This is a genomic window from Halalkalibacter oceani (assembly GCF_023715605.1).
In the GTDB taxonomy this organism is placed as follows: domain Bacteria; phylum Bacillota; class Bacilli; order Bacillales; family Bacillaceae_D; genus Halalkalibacter; species Halalkalibacter oceani.
Genome location: NZ_JAMBOL010000001.1, coordinates 339,613 through 356,706 on the forward strand (window position 1 = coordinate 339,613; position 17,094 = coordinate 356,706).

General features: G+C 49.2%; 14 protein-coding genes. 12 read left to right on the forward strand and 2 right to left on the reverse strand.

Going from position 1 to position 17,094, the window contains the following annotated elements; genetic code table 11:
- Window positions 1–57 precede the first annotated feature (57 nt).
- Both M3202_RS01715 and M3202_RS01720 read left to right on the forward strand, forming a co-directional pair.
- A complete protein-coding gene (locus M3202_RS01715) occupies window positions 58–618 on the forward strand; it encodes a ComE operon protein 2 (protein ID WP_251221640.1) in 561 nt (186 codons plus the stop codon).
- A gap of 30 nt (window positions 619–648) precedes the next feature.
- A complete protein-coding gene (locus tag M3202_RS01720; protein ID WP_251221641.1) occupies window positions 649–2,979 on the forward strand; it encodes a DNA internalization-related competence protein ComEC/Rec2 in 2,331 nt (776 codons plus the stop codon).
- Window positions 2,980–3,127: 148 nt separating this feature from the next.
- Here the strand turns inward: M3202_RS01720 and M3202_RS01725 are convergent, their stop codons facing one another.
- Complete coding sequence (locus M3202_RS01725; protein ID WP_251194249.1) at window positions 3,128–3,265, reverse strand: YqzM family protein; 138 nt, start codon at window positions 3,263–3,265, stop codon at window positions 3,128–3,130.
- Between the two features lie 447 nt (window positions 3,266–3,712).
- Between M3202_RS01725 and holA the strand changes: the two genes are divergently transcribed.
- Window positions 3,713–4,741, forward strand: coding sequence for a DNA polymerase III subunit delta (holA, locus tag M3202_RS01730; protein ID WP_251221642.1), 1,029 nt, complete (start codon window positions 3,713–3,715; stop codon window positions 4,739–4,741).
- Window positions 4,742–4,815: 74 nt separating this feature from the next.
- Here holA and rpsT read toward each other — a convergent pair whose 3' ends face one another.
- Entirely contained in the window at window positions 4,816–5,085 is a 270-nt protein-coding gene (gene rpsT / locus M3202_RS01735; RefSeq protein ID WP_251221643.1) for a 30S ribosomal protein S20, read from the reverse strand.
- A gap of 216 nt (window positions 5,086–5,301) precedes the next feature.
- On the opposite strand from rpsT, the gene gpr reads away from it, so the two are divergent.
- The 9 genes from gpr to dnaJ all read left to right on the forward strand — a co-directional run bounded on the left by gpr (window position 5,302) and on the right by dnaJ (window position 17,076).
- A complete protein-coding gene (gene gpr, locus M3202_RS01740; protein WP_251221644.1) occupies window positions 5,302–6,423 on the forward strand; it encodes a GPR endopeptidase in 1,122 nt (373 codons plus the stop codon).
- A 285-nt stretch (window positions 6,424–6,708) separates the two neighbouring features.
- A complete protein-coding gene (locus M3202_RS01745; RefSeq protein WP_251221645.1) occupies window positions 6,709–7,896 on the forward strand; it encodes a stage II sporulation protein P in 1,188 nt (395 codons plus the stop codon).
- A gap of 2 nt (window positions 7,897–7,898) precedes the next feature.
- Window positions 7,899–8,237: a DUF3679 domain-containing protein gene (locus tag M3202_RS01750; protein WP_251221646.1), complete on the forward strand. Its 339-nt coding sequence runs from the start codon at window positions 7,899–7,901 to the stop codon at window positions 8,235–8,237.
- 176 nt (window positions 8,238–8,413) lie between these two features.
- A complete protein-coding gene (gene lepA, locus M3202_RS01755) occupies window positions 8,414–10,234 on the forward strand; it encodes a translation elongation factor 4 (protein ID WP_251221647.1) in 1,821 nt (606 codons plus the stop codon).
- A 491-nt stretch (window positions 10,235–10,725) separates the two neighbouring features.
- Complete coding sequence (gene hemW / locus M3202_RS01760) at window positions 10,726–11,883, forward strand: radical SAM family heme chaperone HemW (RefSeq protein ID WP_251221648.1); 1,158 nt, start codon at window positions 10,726–10,728, stop codon at window positions 11,881–11,883.
- Window positions 11,884–11,979: 96 nt separating this feature from the next.
- Window positions 11,980–13,011 (forward strand): heat-inducible transcriptional repressor HrcA, encoded by a 1,032-nt coding sequence (hrcA, locus tag M3202_RS01765; protein WP_251221649.1) that lies wholly within the window; start codon window positions 11,980–11,982, stop codon window positions 13,009–13,011.
- A 175-nt stretch (window positions 13,012–13,186) separates the two neighbouring features.
- A complete protein-coding gene (gene grpE / locus M3202_RS01770; RefSeq protein ID WP_285890061.1) occupies window positions 13,187–13,750 on the forward strand; it encodes a nucleotide exchange factor GrpE in 564 nt (187 codons plus the stop codon).
- A 44-nt stretch (window positions 13,751–13,794) separates the two neighbouring features.
- On the forward strand, window positions 13,795–15,636 hold the full coding sequence (dnaK, locus tag M3202_RS01775; protein ID WP_251221651.1) for a molecular chaperone DnaK: 1,842 nt from the start codon (window positions 13,795–13,797) through the stop codon (window positions 15,634–15,636).
- A 333-nt stretch (window positions 15,637–15,969) separates the two neighbouring features.
- Entirely contained in the window at window positions 15,970–17,076 is a 1,107-nt protein-coding gene (gene dnaJ, locus M3202_RS01780) for a molecular chaperone DnaJ (protein WP_251221652.1), read from the forward strand.
- Window positions 17,077–17,094 lie beyond the last annotated feature (18 nt).

Here is a 17,094-nt window from a genome sequence, read left to right on the forward strand (position 1 = left end):
TGCCCCGAGAGGTCCTTTTGGGACAACTCCTTTCAAACAGAAAGAGGAGTGTATGAAGTGGAGAGAATTTCCTGGGATCAGTATTTTATGGCGCAAAGTCATTTGCTCGCTTTGCGCAGCACATGCACGCGTTTAATGGTCGGTGCGACCATTGTGCGGGAAAAACGGATTATCGCCGGCGGCTACAATGGTTCTGTGACTGGTGGCGCGCACTGCATTGATGAAGGCTGTTATGTCGTTGATAATCATTGTATTCGCACGGTCCATGCTGAAATTAATGCGCTGCTGCAATGTGCCAAGTTTGGCGTACCGACAAACGGCGCGGAAATTTATGTGACGCATTTCCCGTGTGTTCATTGTTCGAAAGCGCTTATCCAAGCCGGGATCAAAACGGTCTATTATGCCGAAGACTACAAAAACCATCCATACGCGATCGATATGTTCGCCGAAGCGGGTGTGACCGTTGTGCAAGTTCCTTATCATAATCTTTACAATGAGCAGGAGCAGCTTCAAAAAAAAGCCTTTGCCACAGGGCTGCTTGAACGCCTGAAGCAGGCAGGAGCTGACGAAGAGGAATTGCAAAGGCTCCAAGCCGAGGCTGACAAGCTCTTTTCCTGATGAGGCAAAGGGAAGCAGGGAGGTGAGTCTTTGACGAGGTTGCTTCCTTTCTTCGCCATTGCGGCGTCATTGGGCCTTATTTTAGCTTTACGCGGTCCAAGTTTTGCATACTGCCTCTTTACAGTCGTCTTTCTTTTCTTTGTATGCCGGCAGCGAACGAGGTTTCGTCTGCTGTTCCTCAGCGTGGCGGCAGTTTTTACCTTTTATTATCTCATCGGGCTTAGTGAACTTGAACGCCACGAAACGGTTCATACGGCCGGCAATCAGACACTCCTGGCGACGATCTCCGATATTCCCGTTGTCGATGGTGACCGTTTGACGATGCGGGTAAAAGCCTCTTCTGGTGAAAAGCTTCTCGTCCAGGCCTATCTGACAAGCGAAAGCGAACAACGCTTCTTTAAACGCTTTTCTCCCGGTGATAAATGTGTGATCAACGGCGCCCTCACCAGCCCCCTACCCCCAACAAATTTTGCCCAATTTGATTACCGACAATATTTGATGGAACAACAGCATATTTATTGGATTGTCCGCGCCAAACAAGGAGGAATCGACTGTCATCAGACAGGCACGACGGTCAGAACGATGCTCCAGCGCTGGCGGCAGACACAGATGGACGCGATGGAGGAAACCGTTTCTCCAGAGCTGGCCGGCATCATGGTTGCTCTTTTATTCGGCGAGCGGCTGTTAATTGATGAGGATATTCTCCATGCTTATCAGCAGCTGGGGGTTATTCATCTTTTGGCGATCTCCGGCTTGCATGTCGGTCTCATCACAGCAGCGGGCTTTTACGGATTGATTCGTTTCGGGATCACCCGTGAACGGGCCTTTGACGTGCTGTTTTGTTTCCTCCCGCTTTACATGATTGTCGCCGGTGCGGCCCCTTCTGTCATTCGGGCTTCCTGCATGACGATGATCGTTCTCGTCTGCTTGCGTTTCAAGCTCAGGATGCCTCCTTTGGCAGCGGTAGCGGCGGTTTATATGATCTATCTTCTGATCCAGCCGGCAGCCCTGTTTCAGCTTGGCTTTCAGCTGTCTTTTCTTATCACGTTTGCCCTGCTTCTATCAGCTCCCCTGATTCAGCGTCGTTATGATCATCCGCTTGCCCAGCTCCTCAGCATAACGACTTTATCACAGCTAATCGCTATGCCTCTTCTTCTTTTCCATTTTTACGAAATTTCCTGGATCAGCATACTCGTTAACTTGTTCTATGTCCCCTTTATTTCGTTTTGCGTCCTGCCGCTCGTTTTTCTTGGCTTTTTTCTCTCACTTTGGCTCCCGGCATCTATGAATATTTGCCTCGCTCTGTTGGAATGGGGAGTGAACCTCGCGCATTCCGGCTTAGTTGAATTGGCCCAGCAGCGCTGGACGATGATCATTACCGGGAAACCGTCGTTTTCGTTCGTTATCGTTTTCTACGGAGTGCTTCTCTATGGCTGTCTTGCCTGGGAGCGGGGCAAGACGGGCTGGTGGCGGATGCCGGTGTGCGTTCTTGGTATCCTGCTGGCTGTCCAAATACTTGCCCCGTATTTCGATGGCCGGGCAAAGGTGACGATGCTTGATGTCGGACAGGGAGACAGCTTTTTGCTTGAATTGCCTTATCGGAAGGAGGTGTATCTGCTTGATACGGGCGGGACGGTCACTTATTTTGATGATGAATGGCGTCGACGTCGTCGGCCATTTGATGTAGGAGCTGATATTGTCGTTCCTGAATTAAAAGCACGCGGTATTCGCCAAATCGACCGTCTCATTTTATCGCATGGTCACCTCGACCACATTGGCGGGGCCTTGGCATTGAATGAGGCGGTCAGCATCAAGGAAGTGCTTTACAGCAGTGCGGACATTGAAGAGCATGAAAGGGAGATTTTGACTGCGTTGCAGCGCCAGGCGCCGATTCGCGTTGTCGGGAAAGGAGAGAGCTGGGCGGTCGGCGAGAATCGCTTTGTCATTTTAGCGCCGGACGAACAAGCGGCTGCTGATCCGAACGTCAATGAACGGTCGATTGTGCTGTACGCGGAAATCGAGGGTGTTTCGTTTCTCTTTACCGGTGATCTTGAGGAGGGCGGGGAGCGTCGCCTGCTTGCGGCGTACCCGGAGCTGAAGGCCGATATTTTAAAAGTCGGTCATCATGGGAGCAGAACCTCGACGACGGAAGCGTTTGTCGATCAGCTTAAGCCAAAAGCGGCGTTCATTTCTGCCGGACGCAACAATCGTTTCGGCCATCCGCATCCCGAAGTGCTGACACGTTTGGCGACCCATCATGTCGGGGTATGGCAAAGTAACCAGGGAGCTGTCCGGCTCGAACTAAAGGATGGACAAATAAAGGTAACCCGGGCGCGAAAAACGCCTAAAGACCTTCCGTAGAAGCGGAGGAAGGCCAAGCGTATCGCCAAAAGCCCTGGTTGGTCTCCGTATCGTTTCTTCTCAACCATGTTTTTCAAAAAAAAGAAGCCGATTCACACATGAAGTGGAAATCAGCTCTTTTTGGCCTGGTGGCCTCACTTTGGTTTTTTTAAAATGCACTAAATACATCGACGAGATTAGCAATGATAAAAAGTAGTGCAAAGAAACCGAAAGAGGCGACAAAGGCCACACCAGAATCAATCGCATCATTACGTTTGCTTTGTACGTCTTTTTCAAAATGATTCATCTGGCACCCCTCCTTGTTCAACCTATAGTATACGGGATGAGCCTTTAAAAAGCTAGACGGAAAAGCGGAACACCGCCGGCTGTCCACGTTGATTCCTGAAAGCGGAGCTTCGCGGCAAGCGCTGTAAGGGGAAAAAGGAAAAAACAACTATTTTATGAACAATCGACTGGCTTGATTGTAAAGAGTTGTCACCTATAGTTTACGCCGGAATAGGATATCATAACAACTGAAGGCGGTTATGGTTATCGTCGAGGGCAGGCGCACCCGGGAGCTTGCTGCTTGGCGTTTATCATAAATGGGGTGTGGTTCTGAGGGACTCCACCCCTTATGTTCGCTTTCTTTCCCTTGTTTTCTGGACATAGCTTGGGTAAGCTAGAAGAACAGGAGATACTGTAAGCATACCCGAACGGCCGAAAGAAAATGCAGGAAAAAAGAGGAAGGTTCGTCATGTCATACATTAAAAGTAAAAAAAAGCTTGAGCAGGGCGGCATAGACCGTGTGTATTTTTTGCATGGCACGCAAACGTTTTTAATGGAGGATATTACCCAGCAGGTGATCGCCAAAGCGGCGGTGGAGCAGGAAAACGTCATTACATACAGCTTACTCGATACGCCGCTTGAGCTCGCGGTAGAAGAAGCCGAAACGTTCCCGTTTTTTGGCGGAAAGAAAATCGTCATTGTTCAGGATTTCTTTTTTGTGACGAGCCAGAAACCGGAAGGGAAAATCGAGCATGATCTGAGCAGATTGGAGCGCTATCTCACCTCACCTTTGCCGGAATCGATCCTCCTCCTCGTCAGTCCATATGAGAAGCTTGATGAACGAAAAAAAATCACAAAAGCGTTAAAAGAGCATGCGGCGGTCGTTGACTGTGCACCTTTCGACGCGAAAATGACCGAGGAATGGCTCGAAGATCAGGCGCGGGAAAAAGGATTTCAGTTTTCCGGCCGGGGAAAAGAGCATCTGTTGGAGCGGGTCGGCCCACAGCTTCTGCTGCTCGCCTCGGAAATCGAGAAGCTCGCTTTATATGTCGGGGAGAACGGCCAGGTTGACGAGGATGTCGTCGCGCTGCTCGTCGCCCGGTCGCTCGAGCAGGATGTCTTTGCCCTGCTTGATCTGGCGGTGAAGCAGCAAGCGCATGAAGCTCTGCTTTTATACCATGATTTGCTGAAAAAAAAGGAAGAACCGCTTAAGCTGCTTGTGCTGATCGCGCGGCAGCTCAGAATTTATTACCAGGTGAAGGAGCTGACGCGGCGCGCTTATTCGCAGAAGCAGATGGCGGCCCAGCTTAAGCTCCATCCATATGTGGTCAAGCTGGCCAGCCAGCAGGCCGGGCGTTTCGAGGATCGGCAGCTGTTAACCTTGCTGAAGCAATGCGCCGATACAGATTACGCGATTAAATCCGGCAAGGTGGACAAGGTGCTCGGAGTAGAGCTGCTTCTGTTAAAGCTGGCGAGCGCTTCGATCCAGCATGCATGAAAAAGAGGGTGTTCCGAAAAGCTAACGCTTTTGGGAACACCCTCTTTTAAGAAAAAACGCCTCAGGCGTTTTTCTTATGATGCAGAAACACTGTTAAGCTGCTTTGCTAAGCGGGACTTTTGACGAGAGGCAGCATTTTTATGAATAAGTCCTTTGCTTGCTGCTTTATCAAGCTTTTTGCTAGCTTCTGAGTATAGCGCAGTTGCAGCTTCCACTTCACCTGCGGCAGCCTTTGCTTCAAAGTTTTTGATAGCTGTGCGAAGAGCAGATTTGATCGCTACATTGTGAGCGCGACGCTTATCGTTTGTTTTCACACGCTTGATCGCTGATTTAATATTTGGCATATCTTTCACCTCCTGATCGATCATCAATTCCTTAATGAGGAACGGCTTTGCTTCGTTTATACAACAAATTGCATTCTATCAAAAATGGCCCGTAATTGCAATAGAGGAAAGTGAGATGAAAGGTTTTTTCTTGACGCCATTTCCGGAAGAATGAAAAAAAACAGGAGTGGAAACACTACACGTGCGAGATAATTATTCCGAAGTGAGGTGGTCAAGATGGCTGACGAATTAAATTTGGAGCGCTATCAGGTCCGGACGGATTTAGCTGTAGAAGCACGGGAAATGGTATTGGAGGAGGAACAGAAAAAGCAGGAGAGCGTCGCCGCCGAAGAAGTCAGCGGTGTAGAGATAAAGGAAGAAACGATTGAAGGGGTGACGCTTACTCACGTTCATGTCGACGAAGTAGGGGCGAAGCGGATGAACAAAAAGCCCGGTCATTATTTGACATTTGAAGCGCAGGGCATTCGAAGAAAGGATACCGATCTTCAGGAAAAAATGGAGCGGGTGTTTGCCGACGCGTTTCATTCCTTTATGACCGATATTGGCATTAAAGAAACCGATACATGCCTCGTCGTCGGACTTGGAAACTGGAATGTGACACCGGATGCCCTCGGGCCGCTGGCGGTCGAAAATCTGTTGATTACCCGGCATTTATTTGAGCTTGCTCCGGAGCAGGTGCAGGAAGGCTTCCGTCCGGTCAGCGCGATCGTTCCGGGCGTGATGGGGATTACCGGAATTGAGACGAGTGACATGATTTACGGCATTATTGAAAAGACAAAGCCGGATTTTGTGATTGCGATTGATGCGCTTGCCGCCCGCTCGATTGAACGGGTCAATACGACGATTCAAATTTCAGATACCGGCATTCATCCCGGAAGCGGGGTCGGCAATAAGCGGAAGGAATTGAGCAAGGATGCACTCGGTATTCCAGTGATCGCCGTTGGCATACCGACCGTCGTCGATGCGGTTTCCATCACGAGCGACACGATTGACTATGTGCTGAAGCATTTTGGCCGGGAAATGAAGGAAGGTAAGGCGCCTTCGCGTTCACTGACTCCCGCGGGCATGACATTTGGTGAAACGAGAAAGCTGACCGAAGAGGATTTGCCGGCAGAAGAAAAGCGCCGGACGTTAATGGGAATGGTCGGCACTTTGCCGGAGGAGGAAAAGCGTCAGCTCATTCGCGAAGTATTGGCGCCGCTTGGACACAATTTAATGGTGACACCGAAGGAAGTTGATGTCTTTATTGAAGATATGGCCAATGTCATCGCTTCAGGCCTAAATGCGGCCTTGCATCGCCAGGTCGATCAGGGAAATGTCGGCGCCTATACGCGTTAGCAGCCGCAGACAGGTCAAAAGGCGGGTCGACCAAAAAGATTGAAACAGCATACAACACTGGACTTGTCCAAAAAGGTAGAAATTAACCTTTTGGGGCAGGTCTTTTTTTGTGAGGTTTTAAAAAAAGCCCGCTCCAAGCAGCGTTTTGTCTATTGTCTGAGAAAAGCGATGTCTATTTTCACCTGCACTCTCATAGAAGTTAATAAAGCTCCTTTTTAAAAGTCGGAAGAAGAATCGGACAAGTATCAAATGCAGCCGCTACACCAGAGGAGAAGGAGAGAGACTATGCGAAAAAAGCAATTTCATGGAATTACTGTCACGCTGAATCGGACGAGCCTGAAACGTTATATGGCCCTCGTCATAGCTGGAATCATAATCCTGTTTCTTTTTGCCGGTATGCTCACTTCCGTGGAACCGGGATATGGGCTTGCTTCGACACAGGTTCATGAATGGGCGAGTGAATTTACCGGGGAACATTTCGTCCACGTCCTGGCAATGGAGAATCAATATTTTGCCCAGGTGCTGCCGGAGGACAGTGAACCGTTACATGTATCCAATCTCGCTTTCAGGGTTGCAACAAGTATCAATCCCGATGATCCACGGAGTTTGCTTGGAAGGGAGCTGCCCGGCTTTGCTTTATTCGATGGCAGAATTGCCGTTGCCGGAGAAGGAACGGATTACACGAATTTACCGATCGAATCAGCGCCGCCTATGGAAGTGCTGATGGCAGAGCGTGAAGCGACAGAGGAGAGCTTGGCGATGCTGGAGCAGTTGGAAGAAGATGCGAATGCGATCGAGAGCACAAACGGCAAGAAGGTGGTTCATATTATTCATTCGCACAACTATGAATCGTTCTTGCCGGAGCTGGAAACGGATGTTCCGAATGAAGCTCATCATAGCAAAATCAATATTACGCTAGTCGGCGAAAAATTCTCTCAGGAGCTAGAAAAAAGAGGAATCGGCGCCGAAGTGGAGCAGCGCGATATTCAGGCGAGCCTGACGGAGCGTGGCTGGGGGTATCCGCGCTCGTATGATGCTTCAAGAGAAATGGTTGAGGAAGCGATGGCGCAAAATCAAGATCTCCAATTTTTCTTCGATATTCACCGGGATTCATTGCCGCGTGACCGAACGACGGTAACGATAAATGGGGCCGAATATGCGCGGACGATTTTTGTTATCGGGGGCAACAACAGCAATTATAAGCATAATCTGCATATGGCGGAGGAGCTTCATAATATGCTGGAGGAAACATATCCGGGATTAAGCCGCGGTGTCATTATTAAGGAAGGAGCGACGACGAACGGCCGCTTTAATCAGGATTTATCTAATCAGTCTATTCTAATGGAAGTAGGCGGAGTCGATAACACATTGGAGGAAACGTATCGTACGGCAGAGGCGGTGGCTGATGTGTTTGCCGACTATTATTGGCAGGCTGAGGCAGTAGATGCCGGTACAGAGAAAGGAGAGGAGTGATCGTGAAAAGGCTTATGATTCAAGTGATCGTCATCGGTACGATTTTATTGCTCGGCGCCTTGGCGGGCGTCCAATATATGAATGAGCAGCTTGGAATCAGCCAGCCTGTGCCATTAAGCAGCCCGGAAATTGTGGCGCAGGAAACCGCGGTGGAAGCTCCTTCTCTTTCCCGGCAGGAGCTGACAGCCAAATACGCGCGTGTGGAAGAGGTAGGCCGCCTGAATTTCTTTTCGGAAATGGGGACATCCCTGGCTGACGGAATGAATAAGCTGAGCCGCTCGTTTTTATCACAGGTGATGGCCTTTGTCCGCCAAGGATTAAATGGCGAAGAGGCGGGGTGAAAATCTGCCGCTCTCCAAAGGAAATAACAGCGCCGGCCTGTTGTTGCTTCGGGGCTTGCTCAAAGCGTAAAAAAGTCGTTTCAGCGCTGTAGCGAGGTCACTGTTGCTTGCGCGGACAACCATTGGTATAATCAGAAATAGTGCACGTTGGACGAGAATGTAGGAGTGATCAAGTCATGAATAAAGAACAAAGGCTGGCGCGGCAGTCGAAAATCCGTAATTTTTCGATTATCGCTCATATTGACCACGGGAAATCAACTTTGGCTGACCGGATTTTAGAAAAAACGGGCGCGCTCACCGAACGGGAGATGAAAGAGCAAACCCTTGACGCCATGGACTTGGAGCGTGAACGTGGGATAACGATTAAATTGAATGCCGTTCAGCTGACATATACAGCGCAGGACGGCGAAGAATATATTTTTCATTTAATTGATACGCCTGGGCACGTCGATTTCACCTATGAGGTATCGCGGAGCCTGGCCGCCTGTGAAGGAGCGTTGCTGATCGTCGATGCCGCGCAGGGAATTGAGGCGCAGACGCTGGCGAATGTTTACTTGGCGCTTGATAATGATCTCGAAATTTTGCCGGTCATTAACAAAATTGATTTGCCGAGCGCGGAGCCGGAGAGAGTGAAGCAGGAGGTCGAGGATGTCATTGGCCTCGACACGTCAGACGCTGTGCTCGCCTCGGCGAAAAATGGAATCGGGATTGAAGAAATTCTCGAGCAGGTTGTGGAAAAGGTGCCTGCGCCGACCGGTGATCCGGAAGCGCCGTTGAAGGCGCTGATTTTCGATTCGCTCTATGATTCCTACCGCGGGGTCGTCGCCTACATCCGAATTGTCGAAGGTACGGTAAAACCGGGACAAAAGATCAAAATGATGGCGACAGGCAAGGAATTTGAAGTGACAGAGCTTGGCGTCTTCACTCCAAAAGCGGAAAAGCGCGATGAATTAACCGTCGGCGATGTCGGCTTTTTGTCGGCCGCAATCAAAAATGTCGGCGATACGCGCGTCGGGGATACGATTACTGGGGCAGACAACCCCGCGCCGGAGCCTTTACCGGGCTATCGTCGAATGAATCCGATGGTTTATTGCGGGCTTTATCCGATTGATACGAATGAATACAATGATCTCCGCGAGGCGTTGGAGCGGCTTGAATTAAACGATGCTTCGCTTCAGTATGAGCCGGAAACGTCCCAGGCGCTCGGCTTCGGCTTTCGCTGCGGCTTCCTCGGCCTGTTGCATATGGAAATCATTCAGGAACGGATCGAACGGGAATTCGGCATTACGCTCATTACGACGGCGCCTAGTGTTATTTACAACGTCAAAATGACGAATGGCGACGACCTGCGCATTGATAACCCGGCGAATATGCCTGACGCGCAAAAAATTGAAGTTGTCGAGGAGCCTTATGTAAAAGCGACGATTATGGTGCCGAATGATTTTGTCGGCTCGGTGATGGAGCTTTGTCAGGGCAAGCGCGGTATCTTTATTGATATGCAGTATCTCGATGCGAACCGCGTCCAAATCATTTATGAAATTCCGTTGTCGGAAATCGTTTATGATTTCTTTGATCAATTAAAATCGAATACAAAGGGCTATGCTTCATTTGATTATGAGCTGATCGGCTACAAGCCGTCGAAGCTTGTGAAAATGGACATTCTGTTAAACGGGGAAAAGGTCGACGCCTTGTCGGTCATTGTCCACCGCGATTTCGCATACGACCGCGGCAAAATCATCGTCGAGAAGCTGAAAGAGCTTATTCCGCGGCAGCAGTTTGAAGTCCCTGTACAGGCGAGTATCGGGCAAAAAATTATCGCCCGCTCGACGATTAAAGCGATGCGTAAAAACGTTCTGGCGAAATGTTACGGCGGTGACATTTCACGAAAGCGGAAGCTGTTGGAAAAGCAAAAAGAAGGTAAAAAGCGGATGAAGGCAGTCGGAAACGTCGAAGTGCCGCAGGAAGCCTTTATGGCCGTGCTGCGCATGGACGACTAACACCCTGCCAGAGCATCTGAGGAAAGAATCAATAACGAGGCAGCGGCTCCGGAGGGCGCTGCTTTGGAGATGAGACTGAAACGGAAGTCGAAGTTGAGAGGAACACGGCAGTGGCTCCGTTTTGCGCAAAGAGCTTGAGACAAAACTAGCTTTGGACCTACTGGCAATGGCTTCACACGCCACAAGCCCGTTGTGAGAAACCCACTCACAACGGGCTTTAAAAGATCGTGGAGGTTCCGCTCATTGCTTAGAGGCTGGGTAAATGGTAAAAAACAACCTTTTGTCCCAGCTCTTTTAAAGCAGGCGCAGACTTGGCACACTGCTTCGAGCTTGAGACCAAAGGGAAAAAGCTCTCCCCTTTGTCTCAAGCTTATCTCCTTTTTTCCATAAAAGAAACGTCTCTGCGTGGCGTGCCTACGCTCATTACGAAAAAGCTGTTGAAAAAGGGGAAAACGTCCTTTTTTAGCAGCTTCCTTGAAAGGAGGAGAAAAATGAGAACTGCTGCTTATGTCCACATTCCTTTTTGTGAGCATATTTGTTACTACTGTGACTTTAATAAAGTTTTCTTGAAAAATCAGCCAGTCGATGAATATATTGAGGCGCTGCTGTTGGAAATGGAACAGACGATGGAAGCAAAACCGACCGACCGGTTGAACACGATCTACATTGGCGGAGGAACGCCGACTGCTCTTTCCGCTGAACAGCTGCAACGATTGTTAACGGGCATGCGAAAGATTTTGCCACTGGCGGGCATTGAGGAATATACGGTCGAGGTCAATCCCGACAGCCTCAATGACGAAAAGATCGCCGTATTAATGGAGGGCGGGGTTAACCGTCTCAGTCTCGGGGTACAGAGCTTTGATGAGGGACTGTTAAAAGAAATCGGAAGAACACACTCCCGCCAAAGCATCGTCAGTGCGGTGGAGCGAAGCCGCAAAGCCGGGTTAACGAATCTCTCACTCGATTTAATGTTCGGCCTGCCGACGCAAACTCCCGGGCAATTTGCCGCAACGCTTGCTGAAGCGCTGCGCCTCGATGTTCCGCATCTGTCCGCTTACTCGCTGAAAATTGAGGAGAAAACCGTTTTCTACAATCGCCAGCGTAAAGGCGGGCTGCAGCTTCCTCCAGAAGAAGATGAAGTGACGATGTATGAGCAGCTTCGCTGTGAAACGGCGCGTGCCGGTCTGCTGCAATATGAAATTAGCAATTTTGCCAAAGAAGGCTATGAAAGCAGGCATAATCTCGTCTATTGGAACAATGAAGAGTATTACGGCTTTGGCGCGGGAGCTCACGGCTATGTCGATGGCGTCCGCCATCAAAATCACGGGCCGCTGCCGAAATATTTGCAGGCGATCAGACAGAAAGAAGCACCTGTTCTCGTGAGCCACCCGGTAACACGGGTCGAACGGATCGAAGAGGAACTGTTTATGGGGCTACGAAAACGCGACGGCATTAACCGCAGCCATTTTGAGGAAAAGTATGGCCGGACGCTGGAAGCTTTCTTCGGCCGGCAAATTCATGAACTGGTGGAGCGTGGGCTGCTGGAGTCGACGCCGGAGCGGATTGTCCTGACGGAACAAGGGCTGCTTCTCGGCAATGAAGTATTTGAGCAGTTTATTGCGGTTTTGGATGAAGACATCAATGGATGAGAAAGGTTTCGATATTGACAAATGGCGCCCGATTTGATAATTTATCATTAGATTTAGCACTCGTTTATGTTGAGTGCTAACAGAGGTGATATACGGATGTTAACTGAGAGACAATTGCTCATTTTACATGCTATTGTTGATGATTATATCCGCTCCGCCGAGCCGGTCGGCTCGAGAAGTATTTCGAAGCGCGAAGATATAACATTTAGTCCAGCTACGATACGAAATGACATGGCAGATTTGGAGGAGCTCGGCTTTTTAGAAAAGCCTCATAGTTCCGCTGGCCGTATTCCTTCTCAGAAAGGGTATCGCTATTATGTTGATCATCTTCTGCAGCCTCATCGCTTAACAGCAGATGAAAGGCTCGATATCCGTTCTATTTTCTCGGAGCGGATTCAGGAACTGGAAGAGGTTATTCAGCATTCAGCTAGAATTTTATCCAATATGACGAGTTATATCTCGCTTGTGCTCGGTCCGGAAATGTTCGAGGCGACGCTGAAAAACATTCAAATTATCCCGCTTAGTAAAGGGTCGGCGATTTTAATCCTCGTTACGGACACAGGACATGTTGAGAACCAGACGATTTCTGTACCGGAGTCCATTGACGCGTCCGACCTTGAACGAACCGTCAATATTTTAAATGAACGGCTCGTCGGGGTTCCGCTGTATCAGCTGCGTCATAAATTAAAATCGGAAGTTGGACATGTGCTGCGCGCCCATATCCAGAACTACGAGCAAATTATCGGGATGCTTCTGCCTTCTGTCGATTTGGAAAAAACGGAAAAGATTTTCTACAGCGGGAAGACGAATTTGCTGATGCAGCCCGAATTCCGCGATATTGAAAAAGTCCGTATTCTCTTGAACATGCTCGAAGAAGATGAAAAGATGAACCAGATTTTGCGCACGCCGCATTCAGGTATTCAAGTGAAGATCGGCCAGGAAAACAAGCTTGAAGCGTTTGATAACTGCAGCTTGATTACGGCTTCATATTCAATAGGTGGCAAGCATATGGGAACGATCGGCATCCTTGGTCCGACAAGAATGGAATACCGCAGAGTGATTGGCGTACTTGATACTGTGTCGAAAGATTTAACGAAGCTCTTAACAAGGTTGTATCAACAAGGGTAGAAGTGGTAATATTGACAATTAGTTATGACAGGCTCGGTTCAACCTGAACCGGGGGTGAAGCGGCCGGCTGGGGCTCTTTCGCAGAACCGGTGCCGCTGCCTTTCAGGGGGGCTTTTGAGATAGCCCCCGCCTGATTTTACATAAGATCTGTTAATTTTATGAGGAGGTGAACGAATTGAACGAAAAGGAATCGCAAGCTGTCGAAGAAGAAACGCTTCAGGCTGAAGAAGAGCACAAAGAAGAAGTAGTAGTTGAAGGAAATGCTGCAGAAAGCGAAGAGGAAGCTGCTGAGGACGAAGGGACGGCCGCACAGAAGGAAATCGAAGATCTGCGGAACCGTCTTTTGCGGACTCAGGCTGATTATGATAACTTCCGTCGCCGTTCTCGTGAAGAGAAAGAAGCGGCTGCAAAATATAGATCGCAGGCTGTCATCGAGGCATTGCTTCCGGTTATCGACAATTTCGAGCGAGCTTTGCTTGTAAAGCCGGAAACAGATGAAGCGAAATCGTTGCTTCAAGGAATGGAAATGGTTTACCGCCAGTTTCAGGATACGTTGAAGAACGAAGGGGTCGAAGTGATCGAAACGGTTGGGCAAACTTTTGATCCTCACCTGCACCAGGCGGTCATGCAAGTGGAAGAGCCGGAGTTTGAGTCGAATCAAATTGTGGAAGAATTACAAAAGGGCTATAAGCTAAAGGATCGCGTCCTGCGTCCGTCGATGGTCAAGGTTAACGCTTGATCCTTTACATATGTATGATAATTCGTGAAGTGGAGGAATAAACCATGAGTAAAGTTATTGGGATTGACTTAGGGACAACGAATTCTTGTGTCGCCGTAATGGAAGGCGGCGAAGCAACAGTTATTCCAAACCCGGAAGGAAACCGTACAACTCCATCTGTTGTTGCGTTTAAAGATGGTGAGCGCCTTGTCGGGGAAGTTGCGAAGCGTCAGGCGATTACAAACCCGAATACGATTATTTCGATCAAACGCCATATGGGGACAAACCATAAGGAAACAGTGGAAGGAAAAGACTATACACCACAAGAGATTTCAGCGATTATTTTACAAAAGCTCAAGTCTGATGCGGAAGCGTATCTCGGGGAAAAAGTCACAAAGGCGGTTATTACAGTACCGGCCTATTTTAATGATTCCCAGCGCCAGGCGACAAAGGATGCTGGTAAAATTGCCGGGCTTGAAGTAGAACGGATTGTCAACGAACCGACTGCCGCTGCATTGGCATACGGACTTGAAAAAGAAGAGGACCAGACGATTCTCGTCTATGACCTTGGAGGCGGAACGTTTGACGTTTCGATTCTTGAGCTTGGCGACGGCTTCTTTGAAGTAAAAGCAACATCTGGAGACAACAAGCTTGGCGGGGATGATTTCGACCAAGTGATCATCGACTATCTTGTTGAGCAATTTAAAAAGGACAATGGCATTGATCTTTCCCAGGATAAAATGGCAATGCAGCGTCTGAAGGATGCAGCGGAAAAGGCGAAAAAAGACCTTTCCGGCGTGACGCAGACGCAAATTTCTTTGCCATTCATTACGGCTGACGCGACAGGGCCGAAGCATCTCGAGCTTTCTCTAAGCCGCGCGAAATTCGAGGAGTTGTCGGCAGACCTTGTTGAACGGACACTTGGACCGACACGCAATGCGCTTTCTGACGCTGGACTTTCAGCGAGCGAAATCGATAAGGTTGTTCTCGTCGGGGGTTCAACGCGTATCCCGGCGGTACAGGAAGCAATCAAGAAGCTGACAGGCAAGGAGCCGCATAAAGGGGTAAACCCTGATGAAGTAGTGGCGCTCGGTGCTGCTGTTCAAGCCGGCGTTCTTACAGGAGATGTAAAGGATGTTGTCTTACTTGACGTCACTCCGCTTTCTTTAGGAATCGAAACAATGGGCGGCGTGTTCACAAAGTTAATTGAACGGAATACAACGATCCCGACTTCTAAATCACAGGTGTTCTCGACGGCGGCTGATAACCAGCCATCTGTTGATATTCACGTTCTTCAAGGGGAGCGTGAAATGGCCGCCTATAACAAGACGCTCGGCCGCTTCCAATTAACAGACATTCCACCGGCGCCGCGCGGTGTACCGCAAATTGAGGTCACATTTGATATCGATGCGAACGGTATCGTCAATGTTAAGGCGAAGGATCTTGGCACAAATAAAGAACAGTCAATCACGATCACATCATCTTCCGGTTTGTCTGATGAAGAAATTGAACAGATGGTGAAGGATGCCGAGGCGAACGCGGAGGAAGATAAGAAGCGCCGTGAAGAAGTTGAACTGCGCAATGAAGCGGATCAGCTTGTCTTCCAAACGGAAAAAACATTAAAGGATCTTGGCGATAATGTTGACCAGGCGGAAAAGGATAAAGCGGAAGCAGCGAAGGATAAGCTGAAAGCTGCGATTGAATCAAACAATATTGACGAAATCCGCACGGCGAAGGATGAGCTTCAGGAAATTGTGATGGCTCTCTCAACGAAAATGTACGAACAGGCTGCTCAAGCAGCACAGGCTTCCCAGCAGGCTGAAGGCGGAGCTGGAGATGCCGGCAAACAGGATGACAATGTCGTCGATGCCGATTATGAAGAAGTAAAAGAGGATGACAAGAAGTAAGATAGGATGAACAGCCTTCTTGCAGGTGATGGGTGAACGTTGCTTTTGAGACATTCCCGAAGCGGTGCACGAAGTCTGCACAAACGGGGTGAACGTGCTTTCCTGCTTGCTTGTGCAAGATCTTAGGGGTTGTCTAAAAAGGATATTCACCTTTTTAGGCAACCTTTTTTCAAGAGGCAGTCTCAAAAGCGGCCCCTTCGGCGGACTTGTCCCGATTGGGAACAAGTCCTTTTCTGCGAAAAAACGAAAGCTGAGCCTGCTTTGTACAGCTTGCAGGGAAAGACGTTATGATGGTATGATGAACGTTATGGAATAGAGTCGGGAGTGGATGACATGAGTAAACGAGATTACTATGAAGTCCTTGGTGTTGATAAGAATGCTTCAGTTGATGAGGTGAAAAAAGCGTACCGCAAATTGGCGCGCAAGTATCACCCGGATGTCAATAAGGAAGCGGATGCTGAGGATAAGTTTAAAGAGGTAAAAGAAGCCTATGACACATTGAGTGATCCTCAGAAAAAGGCCCGCTACGATCAATTTGGCCATACGGATCCAAATCAAGGCTTCGGTGGAGCTGGCGATTTTGGCGGGGGCTTCGGCGACATCTTTGATATGTTCTTTGGCGGCGGGGGACGTCGGAACCCGAACGCGCCACGGCAAGGAGCCGATTTGCAATATACGATGACGCTTGAATTTAAGGAAGCGGTATTTGGCAAGGAAACGGAGATCGAAATTCCGCGGGAGGAAACATGTCAGACGTGTACAGGTTCGGGCGCAAAGCCTGGAACGAAGCCAGAAACATGTTCGCACTGTGGCGGAAGCGGTCAATTAAACGTCGAACAAAACACACCATTCGGCCGCGTTGTCAATCGTCGCGTTTGTCATCATTGTCAAGGAACAGGGAAATTCATTAAGGAAAAATGTACAACATGCGGCGGCAAGGGGAAAGTTCGCAAGCGTAAGAAAATTAATGTGAAGGTCCCTGCCGGCATCGATCATGGTCAGCAGCTGCGCGTTTCCGGGCAAGGGGAAGCCGGGACGAATGGTGGGCCTCCGGGTGACTTGTTTGTTGTCTTTAATGTGAAGCCGCATGAATTCTTCGAGCGCGATGGAGACGATATTTACTGCGAAATGCCGTTAACATTTGCCCAGGTTGCATTAGGGGATGAAATCGAAGTGCCGACATTAAATGGAAAAGTGAAGCTGAAAATCCCTGCCGGCACCCAGACGGGAACAAACTTCCGCCTGCGCGGCAAAGGAGTGCCGAATGTCCATGGTCGTGGGCAAGGAGATCAGCATGTGAAAGTCCGTGTCGTCACGCCGAAGAATCTGACGGAAAAAGAAAAAGACCTGATTCGTGAGTTCGCGCAAATGAGCGGTGGTCGGCCAGACGAGCAAAATGATAATTTCTTTGCCAAAGTGAAGCGGGCCTTTAAAGGATAATTGGCTGGAATTGAAAGG

Bases quoted from the DNA above. Each gene is read 5' to 3' on its own strand.
- dnaK (WP_251221651.1), top strand. From the start codon at position 13,795: ATGAGTAAAGTTATTGGGATTGACTTAGGGACAACGAATTCTTGTGTC.
- gpr (WP_251221644.1), top strand. From the start codon at position 5,302: ATGGCTGACGAATTAAATTTGGAGCGCTATCAGGTCCGGACGGATTTA.
- lepA (WP_251221647.1), top strand. From the start codon at position 8,414: ATGAATAAAGAACAAAGGCTGGCGCGGCAGTCGAAAATCCGTAATTTT.
- M3202_RS01745 (WP_251221645.1), top strand. From the start codon at position 6,709: ATGCGAAAAAAGCAATTTCATGGAATTACTGTCACGCTGAATCGGACG.
- rpsT (WP_251221643.1), bottom strand. From the start codon at position 5,085: ATGCCAAATATTAAATCAGCGATCAAGCGTGTGAAAACAAACGATAAG.
- M3202_RS01725 (WP_251194249.1), bottom strand. From the start codon at position 3,265: ATGAATCATTTTGAAAAAGACGTACAAAGCAAACGTAATGATGCGATT.
- hemW (WP_251221648.1), top strand. From the start codon at position 10,726: ATGAGAACTGCTGCTTATGTCCACATTCCTTTTTGTGAGCATATTTGT.
- holA (WP_251221642.1), top strand. From the start codon at position 3,713: ATGTCATACATTAAAAGTAAAAAAAAGCTTGAGCAGGGCGGCATAGAC.
- dnaJ (WP_251221652.1), top strand. From the start codon at position 15,970: ATGAGTAAACGAGATTACTATGAAGTCCTTGGTGTTGATAAGAATGCT.
- hrcA (WP_251221649.1), top strand. From the start codon at position 11,980: ATGTTAACTGAGAGACAATTGCTCATTTTACATGCTATTGTTGATGAT.